This window comes from Flavimobilis sp. BM9 (assembly GCF_058313055.1).
Window position 1 is genome coordinate 46,325 of record NZ_JBZEMO010000006.1, and the last position, 14,550, is coordinate 60,874.

17 protein-coding genes and 1 tRNA gene are annotated in these 14,550 nt (G+C 72.3%); 15 read left to right on the forward strand and 3 right to left on the reverse strand.

The annotated features are described in order from the left end of the window. The first annotated feature begins 4 nt into the window (after window positions 1-4). The 9 genes from AC4F3Q_RS11435 to AC4F3Q_RS11475 all read left to right on the forward strand — a co-directional run bounded on the left by AC4F3Q_RS11435 (window position 5) and on the right by AC4F3Q_RS11475 (window position 6,358). On the forward strand, window positions 5-1,318 hold the full coding sequence (locus tag AC4F3Q_RS11435) for a glutamate-5-semialdehyde dehydrogenase (RefSeq protein ID WP_491040069.1): 1,314 nt from the start codon (window positions 5-7) through the stop codon (window positions 1,316-1,318). Window positions 1,319-1,438: 120 nt separating this feature from the next. Next, the gene (locus tag AC4F3Q_RS11440) at window positions 1,439-1,588 is read left to right on the forward strand and encodes a hypothetical protein (RefSeq protein ID WP_168447096.1); all 150 of its coding nucleotides are present in this window, start codon (window positions 1,439-1,441) and stop codon (window positions 1,586-1,588) included. Between the two features lie 30 nt (window positions 1,589-1,618). After that, window positions 1,619-2,251: a nicotinate-nucleotide adenylyltransferase gene (nadD, locus tag AC4F3Q_RS11445; RefSeq protein WP_350308769.1), complete on the forward strand. Its 633-nt coding sequence runs from the start codon at window positions 1,619-1,621 to the stop codon at window positions 2,249-2,251. Beyond that, entirely contained in the window at window positions 2,238-3,725 is a 1,488-nt protein-coding gene (locus AC4F3Q_RS11450; RefSeq protein WP_491040070.1) for a hypothetical protein, read from the forward strand. Before nadD ends, AC4F3Q_RS11450 begins: the two co-directional genes overlap by 14 nt. Before the next feature lie 59 nt (window positions 3,726-3,784). After that, window positions 3,785-4,201, forward strand: a complete 417-nt coding sequence (gene rsfS, locus AC4F3Q_RS11455; protein ID WP_491040071.1) for a ribosome silencing factor — start codon at window positions 3,785-3,787, stop codon at window positions 4,199-4,201. Further along, entirely contained in the window at window positions 4,198-4,878 is a 681-nt protein-coding gene (locus AC4F3Q_RS11460) for a histidine phosphatase family protein (protein WP_491040072.1), read from the forward strand. The genes rsfS and AC4F3Q_RS11460 overlap by 4 nt, the downstream gene beginning before the upstream one ends. Before the next feature lie 65 nt (window positions 4,879-4,943). Continuing rightward, window positions 4,944-5,016 (forward strand) — tRNA-Ala (locus tag AC4F3Q_RS11465). A 127-nt stretch (window positions 5,017-5,143) separates the two neighbouring features. Next, a complete protein-coding gene (locus AC4F3Q_RS11470; protein WP_491040073.1) occupies window positions 5,144-5,599 on the forward strand; it encodes a DUF6153 family protein in 456 nt (151 codons plus the stop codon). Window positions 5,600-5,734: 135 nt separating this feature from the next. After that, window positions 5,735-6,358, forward strand: a complete 624-nt coding sequence (locus AC4F3Q_RS11475) for a CueP family metal-binding protein (protein ID WP_491040074.1) — start codon at window positions 5,735-5,737, stop codon at window positions 6,356-6,358. A gap of 2 nt (window positions 6,359-6,360) precedes the next feature. Here the strand turns inward: AC4F3Q_RS11475 and AC4F3Q_RS11480 are convergent, their stop codons facing one another. Beyond that, window positions 6,361-6,783 (reverse strand): OsmC family protein, encoded by a 423-nt coding sequence (locus AC4F3Q_RS11480; protein WP_491040075.1) that lies wholly within the window; start codon window positions 6,781-6,783, stop codon window positions 6,361-6,363. Window positions 6,784-6,826: 43 nt separating this feature from the next. Here AC4F3Q_RS11480 and AC4F3Q_RS11485 point away from each other — a divergent pair, with 43 nt between their 5' ends. From AC4F3Q_RS11485 to AC4F3Q_RS11495, 3 genes are read left to right on the forward strand one after another with little or no spacing between them, the layout of a single operon-like run. After that, on the forward strand, window positions 6,827-7,414 hold the full coding sequence (locus AC4F3Q_RS11485) for a transglutaminase-like domain-containing protein (protein WP_491040076.1): 588 nt from the start codon (window positions 6,827-6,829) through the stop codon (window positions 7,412-7,414). Between the two features lie 49 nt (window positions 7,415-7,463). Then, window positions 7,464-7,898, forward strand: a complete 435-nt coding sequence (arr, locus tag AC4F3Q_RS11490) for an NAD(+)--rifampin ADP-ribosyltransferase (protein ID WP_491040077.1) — start codon at window positions 7,464-7,466, stop codon at window positions 7,896-7,898. Window positions 7,899-7,908: 10 nt separating this feature from the next. After that, window positions 7,909-8,523 carry a M23 family metallopeptidase gene (locus AC4F3Q_RS11495; protein WP_491040078.1) on the forward strand — a complete coding sequence of 205 codons (615 nt, stop codon included), beginning with the start codon at window positions 7,909-7,911 and terminating at the stop codon, window positions 8,521-8,523. A gap of 53 nt (window positions 8,524-8,576) precedes the next feature. Here the strand turns inward: AC4F3Q_RS11495 and AC4F3Q_RS11500 are convergent, their stop codons facing one another. After that, on the reverse strand, window positions 8,577-9,404 hold the full coding sequence (locus AC4F3Q_RS11500) for a MerR family transcriptional regulator (protein WP_491040079.1): 828 nt from the start codon (window positions 9,402-9,404) through the stop codon (window positions 8,577-8,579). 124 nt (window positions 9,405-9,528) lie between these two features. Between AC4F3Q_RS11500 and AC4F3Q_RS11505 the strand changes: the two genes are divergently transcribed. From AC4F3Q_RS11505 to AC4F3Q_RS11515, 3 genes are all read left to right on the forward strand, one after another. Further along, window positions 9,529-9,954: a DUF4260 domain-containing protein gene (locus AC4F3Q_RS11505; RefSeq protein WP_491040080.1), complete on the forward strand. Its 426-nt coding sequence runs from the start codon at window positions 9,529-9,531 to the stop codon at window positions 9,952-9,954. Window positions 9,955-10,061: 107 nt separating this feature from the next. Then, window positions 10,062-11,855: a lipase family protein gene (locus AC4F3Q_RS11510; protein ID WP_491040081.1), complete on the forward strand. Its 1,794-nt coding sequence runs from the start codon at window positions 10,062-10,064 to the stop codon at window positions 11,853-11,855. A gap of 102 nt (window positions 11,856-11,957) precedes the next feature. Next, on the forward strand, window positions 11,958-14,111 hold the full coding sequence (locus AC4F3Q_RS11515; protein ID WP_491040082.1) for an acyltransferase family protein: 2,154 nt from the start codon (window positions 11,958-11,960) through the stop codon (window positions 14,109-14,111). 39 nt (window positions 14,112-14,150) lie between these two features. Here AC4F3Q_RS11515 and AC4F3Q_RS11520 read toward each other — a convergent pair whose 3' ends face one another. After that, entirely contained in the window at window positions 14,151-14,474 is a 324-nt protein-coding gene (locus AC4F3Q_RS11520; protein WP_491040083.1) for a YtxH domain-containing protein, read from the reverse strand. Between the last annotated feature and the right edge of the window lie 76 nt (window positions 14,475-14,550).

Here is a 14,550-nt window from a genome sequence, read left to right on the forward strand (position 1 = left end):
CCGCATGAGCGTCGAGTCTCCCACCCTGTCCGCGAAGGCCGCGACGACGTCGGACGACGTCACCGAGCAGGTCTTCGACGTCGCCCGGCGCGCGAAGGTCGCGTCGCGCGCCCTCGCGAACGCGCCGCGCGGCGTCAAGGACGCTGCGCTGCACGCTCTCGCGGACGCGCTCGTCGCGCAGGCCGGCGTGATCGTCGAGGCCAACGCGGACGACGTCGCGCGCGGACGTGCTCACGGCATGACCGACGGTCTGCTCGACCGGCTCACGCTGACGCCTGAGCGGGTCGGCGCGATCGCCGACGCGCTGCGCGAGCTCGCGTCGCTGCCCGACCCGGTCGGTGAGGTCGTACGCGGCTCGACCCTCCCCAACGGCTTGCGCCTGCGCCAGCTGCGCGTGCCGATGGGTGTCGTCGGGATGATCTACGAGGCGCGCCCCAACGTCACGGTCGACGCTGCGGGCCTTGCGCTCAAGAGCGGCAACGCGGTCGTGCTGCGCGGTGGCTCGGCTGCTGCGAGCTCGAACGAGGTGATCGTGCGCGTCCTCGGCGAGGCGCTCGAGACCCAGGGGCTGCCCGCTGACCTGGTGCAGTCGATCGACCGCTTCGGCCGGCCCGGCGGCGTCGCGCTCATGCGCGCCCGCGGCCTCGTCGACGTGCTGGTGCCGCGCGGCGGCGCGGACCTGATCCAGACGGTCGTGCGTGAGTCGGTCGTGCCCGTGATCGAGACGGGCGTGGGCAACTGCCACCTCTTCGTCGATGCGAGCGCGGACCGCGACATGGCCCTGCAGATCCTGCTCAACTCGAAGCTGCAGCGCGTGGGCGTGTGCAACGCCGTCGAGACGCTGCTCGTGCACCGCGACGCCGCGGAGGACTTCCTGCCGGTCGCGCTCAGCGCGCTCGCCTCGGCGGGTGCCGTCGTGCACGGTGACGACCAGACCGCCGCCCTCGCGCCCAGCGGGGTCGACGTCGTCCCGGCGACCGACGTCGACTGGGGGACCGAGTACCTGGCCGCGGAGATCGCGGTCAAGGTCGTCGACGACCTCGACGCTGCGATCGAGCACGTCCGCACGTGGAGCTCGGGGCACACCGAGGCGATCGTCACGAAGGACCTCGCCTCCTCCGAGCGGTTCGTCGCCGAGCTCGACTCGGCGGTCGTCAACGTCAACGCGTCGACGCGGTTCACGGACGGTGGACAGTTCGGCCTCGGCGCCGAGATCGGCATCTCGACGCAGAAGCTGCACGCGCGCGGCCCCATGGGCCTCGCCGAGCTGACGACCACGAAGTGGATCGTCAACGGTGACGGCCAGGTGCGCGGCTGACCCGCTGACGGTGAGCGTGGCGCGTCTTCAAGCGCAGCGCCTGCCGTGAGAGACTGGTGACTTGCCCGCCGCGGGCCACTGCCGCTGCGGACGTACCCCCGAACCACCTTGGAGGATCCCATGGTCGCGGCCACCCTGCTGGCTTCCGAGAGCGCTGTCGTCACCGAGCTCCCGATCGAGCCGAGCGCCTACGGGATCATCGCGTTCGTGGGGCTGATCTCTCTGCTCCTGGTGACCTTCGCCTTCCGGAGCGTCGGCAAGCGCCACTGACGTAGCGCGACGGTCCGACCTGGTTTTCGAGTGAGCACCTCGGGGGAGCGCAGCGCGCCCAGGCGCACCCGTCTCGGGGTCATGGGCGGCACGTTCGACCCGATCCACCACGGTCACCTCGTGGCTGCGAGCGAGGTGGCTGCACGCTTCGACCTCGACGAGGTCGTGTTCGTCCCCACAGGGCGTCCGTCCTTCAAGCAGGACTCGGTCGTCACGCCAGCGGAGCACCGCTACCTCATGACTGTCGTCGCGACGGCGTCCAACCCGCGGTTCACGGTCAGCCGGGTCGACATCGACCGTGTCGGTCTGACCTACACGATCGACACCCTGCGGGACCTTCGCCGGGAACGTCCACATTCGGACCTCTTCTTCATCACCGGGGCCGACGCGATCGCGCAGATACTGTCGTGGAAGGATGCCCCGGAGCTCTTCGATCTGGCACACTTCGTCGCGGTGACGCGTCCAGGGCACACCATGTCGCTCGAGGGTCTGGCCCCGGAGTCGGTCACGGCCGTCGAGGTGCCTGCACTGGCGATCTCGTCGACTGAGTGCCGTGAGCGCGCCGCTTCGGGGCTGCCGGTCTGGTATCTCGTTCCGGACGGCGTCGTGCAGTACATCAGCAAGCATCGTCTCTACCGGGAATCGATCGATGGCCAGTTCTGAGAACGACCGCGCTGGGGCGCCTCTGACGCGCCGGCAGATGCGCGAGCGTGCGGTGAGCCAGGAGACGGCGCAGGTCGCAGGCCCGACGAACCCTGGCCAGCAGCAGGCGCCGCTCTCGCGCCGTGCGATGCGCGAGCACTCCCTCGACCAGGACGCTCGCGAGAGCGTCGCGCAGCGTCCCGCTGCCGCCGCGCCGCGTCCGGCGCAGGGCACGCAGGCCGCGGCTGCTCCGGCACCCCAGCGCCCGGCTGCACCGGCTGCTCCCGCTCAGCGGCCCGCAGCCGGACGCCCTCAGCAGGAGCCCCAGGCCGCCCCGGCTCGTCAGGCGCGACCGAGCGTCATGCCAGCGGCGGGTGCGCCCGTGCGTCAGCCTGTGCAGCGTCCCGCTGCCGCGGAGGCGCCGGCCCCGCGGGGAGTGCGTGCGCCCGTCCAGCAGCATCAGGCTCCCGTGGCCGCACCGCAGCCCCAGCAGCAGAGGCCGCTCCCGCAGCGCCCGGTCGAGCCGCCGTCACGCACCGCGCAGGCGGCCGCGCGCACCCAGGCCGAGCGTGCTGCCGCGCAGGCACGTCCTCAGCAGGCGCCCGTGGTCGCGCCTCCGCCCGTGACAGGTGCGGTGCGGCGTATCGACGGGACCGGACGGCTCACGCCTGCGGTCGCCGTCAGCTCGGACGGCGTCCCGGTCGTCGAGCCGGACCCGCGCGCCGCGTCGGGACAGCCCAGCCGCGTCGGGGTGCGCGACGCCGTCGCGAAGGCGCAGCAGAACACGGCGCCGCGCGTCTACCCGGCCGGGACCACTCCCTACCCGGCGGAGCCCAACCAGCCGTCCCGTCTCAGCTCGCAGACCGCGCGGCCCGCAGGGCCGCCGACGCCAGCGCCGTACGGGGCTGTCGCGCCCGCCGCTCAGGTCCCCGCCCGGCAGGCACCCGTCCAGCAGGCGCCTGCTCAGGCACGCGGCCAGCAGGGGTGGGCTCCGACCTCAGCCGGGCAGCCTGCAGCCGGAGCGGGGCAGCAGGTCGCGCCTGGTCAGCGGTTCGCGCCGGTCCAGGCCGGGACGCCCGGTCATCAGCCCGCCCCTGCCCAGCCAGCCGCTCCGGCACAGCCGTCGGCCGTCGGGTACTCAGCCGCAGCGCCGCGACCCGCGTCCTTCCAGCCGGCCGCAGGCTCCGCTGACGAGCCAGGCGTGCCCAGCTGGGATGCCGTCCTGGGCGGAGGAGGTTCGCAGCCCGTCGCCCACGCGTCGCCGTTCTCCCCGGTCGCCGCGCCAGAGCAGCCTGGCGAGGAGATCGACGAGGAGCCTGCGACGAACGACTCGTGGCTCGGCTACACGCCTTTCCACTACGTGATCCTCGTCGTCATCGGCCTCGTGCTCGGGTTCGTGTGCTGGCAGCTGCTCTCCGCGACCTCTGACTCGGCCGCGAAGGCCGCACAGGCCATGGTCGCGGTCGTGCAGGGGGCGTCTCCCGGCTCCGCCTGACGTCTGCCGCGCTGCGGCAGGCATACTGGGGGTACACACCCACGTACCCGAGGAGAACCGTGCCCGCCACCCAGCGCGCCACCGAGCTTGCCATCGTCGCCGCCCGCGCGGCCAGCGACCTGAAGGCCGAGGAGATCATCGCCCTCGACGTCAGCGAGCAGCTCGTCCTGACCGACGTCTTCCTGATCGCGTCCGCGAACAACGAGCGTCAGGTCGTCGCGATCGTCGACGCCGTCGAGGAGGCCATGCACAAGGCCGGCGCCAAGGCGCTGCGCCGCGAGGGCAAGTCGGAGGCCCGGTGGGTGCTCATCGACTTCGGTGACGTCGTCGTGCACGTCCAGCACTCCGAGGACCGCGTCTACTACGCGCTCGAGCGCCTCTGGAAGGACTGCCCCGTCGTCGAGCTGCCTGCCGACGTGCACGGCACGCCTGCCGACGCTGACCTGGCCGACGGCGAGGCTGGCGGCCAGGAGTGACCGCCGGGACGCTCGTGCTCGTGCGCCACGGGCGCACCGAGTACAACGCGGCACAGCGCCTGCAGGGGCAGGTCGACATCCCGCTCGACGACGTCGGCCGCTGGCAGGCCGAGGTCGGTGCGCAGGCGCTCCTCGCGCGTTTCTCGCCGACGGCGATCGTGTCGTCGGACCTGCAGCGCGCCGCGGCGACCGCGCAGTACCTGGGCGACGCCGTCGGCCTCGAGGTCGCCTACGACGCCCGCCTGCGCGAGCGCAGCTTTGGGGCGTGGGAAGGTCTCACAGCCGACGAGATGGTCACGGGCTGGCCCGACGAGTACGCGGGATGGAAGAGCGGTAGCGAGCCGACCACGATCGGTGCGGAGCGTCGCACAGTTGTGGGTGAGCGGTTCGCTGCTGCGGTCGCCGAGCACGGGGAGGCGCTCGGGCCGAAGGACGTGCTGGCGGTCGTCTCGCACGGTGCTGCGATCTCGATCGCGATCACCGCGCTGCTCGGGATCGACCCTGACGGCTGGAAGGGTATCCAGGGCATGCACAACGCCCACTGGTCCGTGCTGCGCGCCTCCGGAGCCGGTGCCACACCGGCGTGGCGGCTCACCGCGCACAACGTCGGGCCCGACTATCCGGTCGAGCACTGGGTCGCCGGACCCGATTTCGCGATCGAGCGAGGATCGGTCTAAGATTACGGAGTCCCGCTGAGGCGGGGCCGGAACTGCGACGTCCTCCCGAGGAAGCCGCTGGTCCCGGGGCTGTGGCGCAGCTGGTAGCGCACCTGCATGGCATGCAGGGGGTCAGGGGTTCGAGTCCCCTCAGCTCCACAATTCGAGGTCCGACCCCAGCGGGGTCGGGCCTCGTTTGTCGTTCCCAGCCGGCGGCGACGCCGCAGGCGGGGGACAGGGACGTCGGGCCCGGGACGTGCCGGCCTCGGCTGGCTAGGGTCGTCCCATGGGAGCAGCGGCACTCGCACCGACAGGCACCAAGGCGGCACGCCTGGTCCGGGTCGCTGCCCTGCGCGCCCTCCTCGCAGCCGCGATCGTCGCCGGGCTGCTGTCGATGCACGGCCCGAGCGCGCTCGCGCCTCCCGCGGCCGCAGCACCAGACGGTTCGGTGGCGACCGCGATCACGCACCACGCCCAGCAGAGCCTCGACGCGGCCGTCAGCAGCGGCGCCATCCCGGGCGATCTCAACGACCTGTGCGGCGGGTGCGGAGCGGCCGGTCACGTGACCGTTGCGATGGCTTGCGCGCTCGGACTGCTGCTCGCGCTCGTCGTTCTCGTCGTCCCTCGCGCTCCGACCAGATGGCTGCCTCTGGCCGCACGTGTCGCCCGGCGCACAGGCCCGACGTCGCACGTGCTCCCGCGACCGCCGTCGCTCCACGTCCTCTGCATCAGCCGGACCTGACGCCGCCAGGGGTGCCCGTGCCTCGCCGCCCGCGTCCCGCGAGCCGCAAGCTCGACGTACCCCCGTCGCCCCTCGACACCTCGGCGCTCGGTGCGCACGCCCGAGCCGCCACACCCATCACCGTTGGAGCTCACCATGCCTGACCTCACCATGCCTCTCTTCGCCACGCCTCGGCGGCGGATCCTCGCCACTGCTGCACTCCTCGCGTCCGGGCTCGCTCTCGCAGGCTGCGCCTCGCCCACCCCTTCGCCAGCGCCGTCGTCCACCTCGTCTCCCGCGACGAGCGTCCTGTCCGAGCACGGCCTCGAGGGGCTCGACGCCCGCGCCGTCATCGACCGGCTCGATGCCATGCCCGTTGCCGACCGTCCCGGTGACCTCATGGCGTCGGTGCGACCGGACGTCCTGATCCTCACCGACGACCAGGACCGCGAGACTCGCCTGCCGTTGCCCGACGCCCAGGTGTACGTCTCGGTCGCGCCGTACCGCAACGACACCCACGACTGCTACTTCCACAGCCTCACGACGTGCCGCGGCGAGATGGCCAACGAGGACGTTCAGGTCGTGCTCACGAGCGCGGACGGCACCGTCGTCCTCGACGAGACGCGCACGACCTACGACAACGGGTTCATGGGCTTCTGGGTTCCGCGGGACTTCTCGGGCGAGCTCGTCGTGAGCCAGGACGGCGTCAGCGGGTCTGCGAAGATCTCCGCGACGAGCCTGGAGGACCCGACCTGCGTCACGACCATGCAGCTCACCTGATCTCAGGATGGTCCTGCGCCGGGAGCGCGTCCTGCGGGGACGCGCTCCACGGCGCTGGGCGCGCGCAGCGCCTTCGGGATCTCCGCGACCACGTCGACCCTGGCGAGCAGGGCGTCGACCGCCGACGCGGGTGCTGTGCTGTCGACGTCGACCGTGTAACGGATCCCTTCCGACCGCCACGTCCCCTCGGAGAGGCGGCCGACAGCCCTGACCTGCACCCCCTCGACGGGGACGTCGAGCGCGGCGGCCTCCCGGTACACGTCGTTGAGGACGCACCCCGCCGGGGCGAGCACCCAGAGATGCCCACCCGTGAACTGAGCCTCGACCGTGACGCCCTCGCTCGTCCAGCGGTGCGGGAAGCGCACGGCTGCCGCGGACGGGCTGCGCAGCGTCCCGGCGCCGACCACGACCTCGAAATCGACCATGGTGACATCGTGCGGCCGACCGGATCTTCGGCACAATGGCGACGTGACGACCGAGGCTCCGACACCGACCGACTACCTCCGTGCCAACGCCTGGGTCGAGTCCGACCACCCCGACGTGGTCAGGCTCGGCACAGAGCTGCGCGCCGCGCACCCGGACGACGTCGACTTCGCGCGCGCGTCGTTCGAGTGGGTGCGTGACGAGGTCGCGCACTCGTACGACGTGCAGGACCCGCGGGTCACGCTCTCCGCCACCGACGTCCTGCGCGAGCGGGTAGGGCTCTGCTACGCGAAGTCGGTCCTGTACGCCGCCGTGCTGCGCAGCCAGGGCGTCCCGGCGGCTCTCGGCTACCAGCGCCTCAGGTCGTCGAGCGGCGGGTTCGTGCTTCACGGGCTCGTGTCGGTGCACCTCGACGGCGCATGGCACCGCCAGGACCCGCGAGGGAACAAGCCGGGCGTCGACGCGCAGTTCTCGATCGGCACCGAGAACCTCGTCTACCGCGTCGACGAGAGCGTGGGGGAGCGGGACTACCGGACGCTCTACGACGAGCCCGCGCCCGAGGTCGTCGCGGCGCTCAGCAGCGCCTCCGACGTCCTCGTGTGCCAGCTCCCCGCTGAGCTGGCGCAGCAGTAGGGCGACGCAACCGGGCGGAAGGCCCCGGATCGTCGATATCGTCGGACGCATGGCGAGCCGACGAGCACCCGTCCCCTTCGAGCTCTACGCCGAGGGCGTCTACCTTCACGGGACCAGAGCAGATCTCGCGCCCGGCGACCTGCTCGGACCGGGCCGTGCGTCGAACTTCGAGGACGGGCTCGAGATGCGGCACGTGTACTTCACCGCGACCCTCGACGCCGCGACATGGGGAGCAGAGCTCGCGCGCGGTGAGGGCAGAGGGCGGATCTACGTCGTCGAACCGACAGGAGAGTTCGAGGACGACCCGAACGTCACCGACAAGCGGTTCCCCGGCAACCCGACTCGCTCCTACCGCAGCACCGACCCCGTCCGAGTGGTCGCGGAGATCGACGACTGGCAGGGTCACCCGCCCGAGCAGGTCGAGACGATGCTCGCGAACCTTCGACGCCTGCGCGAGGCCGGCGCGGCACAGATCATCGACTGAGGAGGCGAGCGTGTCCCGCACCGTCGACCTCGCCTACCCGTTCACCGGGCGGTGGCTCGTGCAGAACAGTCCCGCCGATCGCGTGCCCAGCCACGGCACGACGCTCTTCGCGTCGTCGTGGGCGATCGACTTCGTGCCCGTCGGCGCACGTGATCGCACGGCACCGTTCACCCTCCGGTCGGCCGTGCTGCCCGAGCCGCCTGACGCATTCCCCGGGTTCGGACGTGAGGTGCTGGCTCCGCTCGACGGGGAGGTCGTCGCAGCCGAGCGCGACGAGCGAGACCACCCCGCATACCGCGGGCTGCCGTCGATCGGGTTTGCCCTGACGCAGCGACGTCGGGTGCGCCGAGGCTGGCGCGCGCTCGCGGGGAACCACGTGCTCGTCGCAGGCGAGGGCGTCGTCGTCGCGCTGTGCCACCTCGCGCACGGCAGCCTGCGCGTGCAGGTGGGGCAACAGGTGCGGGCAGGCGACGTCCTCGGGAGGTGCGGGAGCACGGGAAACTCCACCGAGCCGCACCTCCACGTGCAGGCAGTCGACCGGGTCGACGTCGCACGCGCCTCCGCCGTGCCGCTCACCTTCCGAGGGGTGGTTCCCCGCAACGGGGAGATCGTCGACGCAGGCTGACGCTCTGGACTGCGCCCCTGGGACCGTCCGCCCGGACGGTCCCAGGAGTCGCCCTAGCTCCCGAGGATCGGGAAGCAGACGTCCGTGACCCACGCGCTCGGGTCAGGATCCTGCGACGGGCTCACGCGGTAGATGTTGAACATCGGTCCCGTCCGGAGCTGGTGCTCGGCGAGATACGCACCGATGGCGCCGGTGACCACAGGCATCTGCGAGTAGTCGCCGACGAGCGTGGCCGTGACGATCTCCTGGGCGGGCTGGTGGCGGCAGGAGAGCGGCGCCACGGGTGCGAACGGCGCTGTGACCTGCATCCAGACCTCGACGTCGACGTCCGTCTCGCGGTACTCCGGGTCGTGGAACGTGGCGCCCGAGATCCCGTCCGGCGCGAGCTCTGCGCCTGACCTTGCCGCGAGCGGCACGAGGTCCTGCCAGAGCAGGCCCTCGTCGCCGTAGCCGGGCAGCGTCCTGCGGAGGCTGGCGAACGTCATCTCGGGAAGGTGCGCGACGGTCACGTCGATCGTGCTCATGATGGTCTGTCCTCTCAGTGCGGTGCTGACACGATCCAGGGCGGCGAGCTTGCCGCGGAGGTCCTCACGCTGCTGCGAGAGGACGACCCGCTGCGCGCTGAGCGCAGCGTCGATCCTGGAAGGATCGGTCGACCCGAGGAGCTGAGCGATCGTCGCGACCGGGAAGCCCGCGTCGCGCAGCTGAACTGCCAGCTGAGCGGTGGCGAGCTGTTCCGGTCGGTAGAACCGATGACCCGAGAGAGGGTCGACCCAGTCCGGGGCGATCACCCCGTGCTCCTGGTAGTGGCGCAGCATCCGCACGCTGATCCTCGACAACGTCGAGAACGTGCCGATCCGCAGCAACCTGTCGTGATCCATGCCCTCACTGCACACCCTGACACCATGGCAGAAGCAAGCCCGGCGCGGCACCGCGCACGCGACGCCGCCGCCCGGTGCACCAGACTGGTGCTGGACCGACCACCACCGAGGACGGAGACCCAGCATGAGCACACCGGAGACCGTGGACGACGGCGCGCCGACGGACGCGCGCGACGTCGTCGTCCTGCAGCGCCTTGAGAACGGCGCGATCGCCGCCATGATCGTCGTCGCGCTCGTCGCGCTCGACCTGCCCGCGTGGTGGCTCGCCGCGTCGTTCCTGCTCTTCGACCTCTCGATGGTCGGATACGCGCGCAGCCCGCGCCTCGGCGCGCTCACCTACAACGTCGTGCACAACTACACGGGCCCCGCTGTCGCTCTCGCCGTCTACTTCCTCGCCGGGGACGCGCGACCCGGCTGGCTCGTCGTTCTCGCCGCCTGCTGGGCGTTCCACGTCGCGGTCGACCGGGCGCTCGGGTTCGGGCTCAAGCTCCACGGGTTCGGGCACACGCACCTCGGCAGCCTCCAGGCAGCGCAGAAGGCTCGGCCGTAGCAGCCCGGCAGCCGCGCCACGGACGACATGCTCGACGACTGACCCGAGCGCTCGCGGGCCGTCGCTAGGCTGCACGTGAAGCAGCAGCCGAGCATCCGGAGGACGACATGACCCTGCCTCCGCTGGCGATCACGCGCCGCACGCTCCAGGGACGCGCTCCCTGGTGGGCAGCGGTCGTCGGGGGAGTCGCGCTCGTCGTCGTGGGGACGCTGCTCGTCGCCCGGCCGCTCGCCGCGCTCGCCGTCCTGGGGTGGTACCTCGGCCTGAGCTGTGTGCTGTCAGGCGTCGCGGAGCTGTCCGTCCGCCGCAGCGACGGATCCTCCGGACGTCGCACGGCGCGGGCGACCGCGGCAGGCTGGGTCGTGCTCGGAGTCGTCATCGTCGTGTGGGCGGGGCGCTCCGTCGCGGTGCTCGTGCCGCTGGTCGCAGCCGCGCTCGCCCTCTCCGGCACTCTCGCGCTCGTACGTCTCGTGCGCGAGCGCAGCACCGAGCGCTGGTGGCGCGCAGCCGTCGGCGTCGCGGAGGTCGTCTTCGGCCTGCTCGCACTGCTGTGGCCCGACGCGACGCTCGTCGTCGTCGCGATCCTCTTCGGCGGACGCACCGCACTCGTCGGGCTCTCCCTCGCGGCGGGCGGCATCGCCGCCCGCGTGCGGGGCCGGGCACCAGATCCGTCCGCGCGGGCGCGCAGGCCCGTGACCGCCGCGCGCTGGGTCGGCGCGTGCCTCGTCCTCGCCCTCGCCGCCGGGACGGCGCTCATCAGCCACGCGTTCCGTGACGGCACACCTGTCGTCGACGCCTTCTACGACGCGCCCGACACGCTCCCCACGACCTCGGGCACGCTCGTGCGGTGGGACTCGTACGACGGCGACGTCATCGCCGGGATGACCGCTTCCCGTCTGCTCTACGTCACCACGGACGCGTCGGGCACCCCGGTCCTCGCGAGCGCCGTCCTCGCGGTGCCCGACGGGGTGACCGGGGCGCCGCTCGTCACGTGGGCGCACGGGACGGTCGGCGTCGCGCGCTCGTGCGCGCCCTCGCTCGGCCGTGACGCCGTCGCCACGACGACGCTGCCCGCCTCGGACGCGTTCGTCCGCAACGGGTGGGCGGTCGTCGCGACCGACTACCCGGGCATGGGGACCGATGGCCCGTTCCCGTACCTCATCGGCGAGGGGCAGGGCCGCGCCGTGCTCGACGCCGCCCGGGCCGCCCGCCAGGTCCCCGGTGCAGGCCTGGGCGACCGCACGGTCGTCTGGGGTCATTCCCAGGGCGGCCACGCCGCGCTGTGGGCGGGCCAGCTCGCCGACACGTACGCCCCCGACCTCGCCGTCGCCGGGACCGCCGCACTGTCGCCCGCGAGCGACCCGCTCGCGCTCGCCGACGGTGTGCTCGCCCATCCCGGCAGCCCGGGAGCGAGCCTCGCGATGTCCTTCGTCGTCGACGCGTACACCCGCTACTACCCTGAGCTCGAGGTCGACGACGTCGCCGCGCCGTCCGCCCGGACCATCGTCCGTGAGGCCGCGAGCAGGTGCACCGACCAGGGCGGCACGCTCGTGACGATCCTCGCAGGCCTCGCGATCGGCAAGGACCAGCCGATCGTCGACGCCGGCGCCCTCGACGGGCCCTTCGAGGCGCGCCTCGCCGAGAACGTCCCCGCAGGCCCGTGGCCCGCGCCGCTCCTCGTCGTCCACGGGGATGCCGACACGGTCGTGCCCGTGCAGCTCAGCGACGACCTCGCTGCGCGCCTGTGCACAGCAGGGCAACCGATCGAGCTCGTGCGCATCCCCGGAGGCGGGCACCTCGACGTCCTGGAGGACGGGTCGCAGCTCAGCGAACGGCTCGAGAGCTGGACCCGCGAGAGGTTTGCGGGGGAGGACGGCACCGACACGTGCGGCGGCTCGTGACGGCTACGCCCTGACGGCTCACCCGGGCTAAACCGCCCGTCCCCTCCAGCAGCGATCCGTCTAGTCTGTCGGAATTGCGGCATCTGGTCCGGGGGGACATCGATGACATCCGAGACGGCAAGGGTGACGGGGACCGCGACGGTCGACACGGCCGCGCAGGTGGGGCCCGCACTCGCGCGCAGCGGGCGAGAGCGTCACGTCCGCAAGGACATCGAAGGCCTGCGCGCGCTCGCGGTCACCCTCGTCGTCGTCTACCACCTCTGGCCCGACGTCCTGACCGGCGGGTTCATCGGCGTCGACGTGTTCCTCGTCGTCTCGGGATTCCTCATCACGTCCCACCTGCTGCAGCACCCGCCCCGGACGCCACGCGACCTCGCGGAGTTCTGGGGGCGACGCATCCGCCGCCTCTTGCCGGCGTCCTTCCTCGTGCTCGCGGTGACGCTGCTCGCCACGTGGTGGGTGGCGCCGCCGTCCCAGTGGGCCGAGACGACGCGCCAGATCATCGCGTCGACGTTCTACCTCGAGAACTGGGCGCTCGCGAAGCGTGCGGTGGACTACCTCGCCGCCGACTCGACGCCCACACCTGTCCAGCACTTCTGGTCGCTCGGCGTCGAGGAGCAGTTCTACCTCGGCTGGCCCGTGCTCGTCCTCGTCCTGGCAGTGCTCGCGCGGCTGGTCGCCCGCCGCACACGCAGAACGGAGCAGGTGCGGCTCTGGGTCACGGGCGGGCTCGCCGGCGTCGTCGCCCTGTCGTTCTCCGCGTCCGTGCTCGTCACCGCGAAGGACCCTGCGCAGGCCTACTTCGCGACGCACGTCCGCGTGTGGGAGCTCGGCGCCGGGGCGCTGCTGGCAGGTGCGGCACCCGTCGTCGCGCGGGCGCTCGGGGGCCGGCGGGTCGCTCGTGCGGTCCTCGCGTGGGCTGGTCTCGCCGCCATCGTCGCCACCGCGCTCGTGCTCGACGCGTCGACGCCGTTCCCGGGGGCCGTCGCGCTCGCGCCCGTGCTCGGCACGGTCGCCGTCATCGCGGCGTCGAGCGAGGGACGCGGCTCGCCCGAACGTCTGCTGACCCCCGGCCCGGTCCAGTACGTCGGTTCTGTCTCGTACGCGATCTACCTGTGGCACTGGCCGCTCATCGTCCTGGTCCCGCTCGCGCTGGGCCGCGACCGGACGCTGCTCGACGCCGTCGCGATCGGCGCGCTGACCCTCGCGCTGGCGGCAGCGACGAAGGTAGGGGTCGAGGACCCGCTGCGCGGACGCCACCCGCTCGGCGTCCCGCTGCGGCGGACATACGTCTTCATGGCGCTCGGCATGATCGTGCTCGTCACGCTCGCCCTGGTCGTGCGCGCCGACCTTCGGCGCGTCGTCAGGGACGCCGAGCTGAGCCTGGCCGCAGCGGCTGCACTGCCCGGGCCGTGCTTCGGCGCCGCGGCCCTCGTCACGGCGGGATGCGACCCGCACGGCCCCGAGATCGTGCACGCCCCGGTCGTCGCGATGAACGACATGCCCGACCCGTACGACGACGACTGCTGGGTGCTCGGAACCCTCACCGACCAGAAGGTCTGCACCTACGGGTCGACGGCGCCCGACGCCCGAGAGGTCGCGCTCGTCGGCAACTCGCACGGCGGCCACTGGCTGCCCGCGCTGCAGGTGATCGCCGAGGAGCAGAACCTCCGGATCCACACCTACCTCGCGTCACGGTGCTACACCGTGACGGAGCCGCTCGACTTCGGGGACCCGCGCACGCAGGCGTGCCAACGCTGGAACGAGCGCGTGCTCTTCGAGACGTCCGACGGCCGGTACGACCTCGTCGTGGTCTCGAACCTGTTCGGGATGCCGCTCGCAGGCGTGCCCGCGGGCGAGCAGGAGTCTGCCGCGCGCACGGCCTACGGCCGCTCGCTCGACCGGTGGGTCGGCGGCGGCGTGCCCACGATCGTGCTCCGGGACACGCCGCACACCGGCCTGCCGAGCGTGCCCGACTGCGTCGCCGCGCACGCGAGCGATCTTGCGGCGTGCGACGGCGGACGCGACCGCGAGCAGGTCGACCCGCTCGCCGACGCCGCCGAGGCGCACCCGAGCCCGCTCGTGCGGGTGCTCGACCTCACGGACCGGTTCTGCCGCGACGAGACGTGCTACTCGACGGTCGGTGGGCTGATCGTCTACTTCGACGGCGGGCACATGTCCGCGTCGTACGCGCGGACGCTCGCACCCGCGCTCGCCCCCGAGGTGAGTGCGGCGCTCGGCCGTCGAGGGGCGTGAGCGCTGGGGCCTGGGGCGGAGCGGGTGCGAGCGATCCGGTCAGATGTGCGCGGCAGGCGGGGGCGCTGGCGCCTCGGTGGTGTCCTTGTCGTCGTCGTGGTGCCTGATCGACGAGACCTTCGCCTTGAGCGCCTCGCCCGCCTCCGCGGCCGTGTCGGCCACCTTGTCCTTCACGGCCGTACCCGCTGCGCCTGCGACGTCACCGAGCTTGTCTTTCGCGGTCGCGACCGCGCTCTGTACGCGCTCGTCCTGCATGAAGTGGTCGGCCTTGATCTTGATCTGCTCGTAGCGGGCACGGCCCGCCTTCGTCCCGAGGACGTATCCCACGCCCGCGCCGAGCAGAAATGCTGCCTTGGAACCCATCGTTCATCCTTCCGTCGGCCTGTGGTCGGTCCTTCCCATCCTGCGGGCACGCGCGCGCGCCTGCATGTCGGGCCGC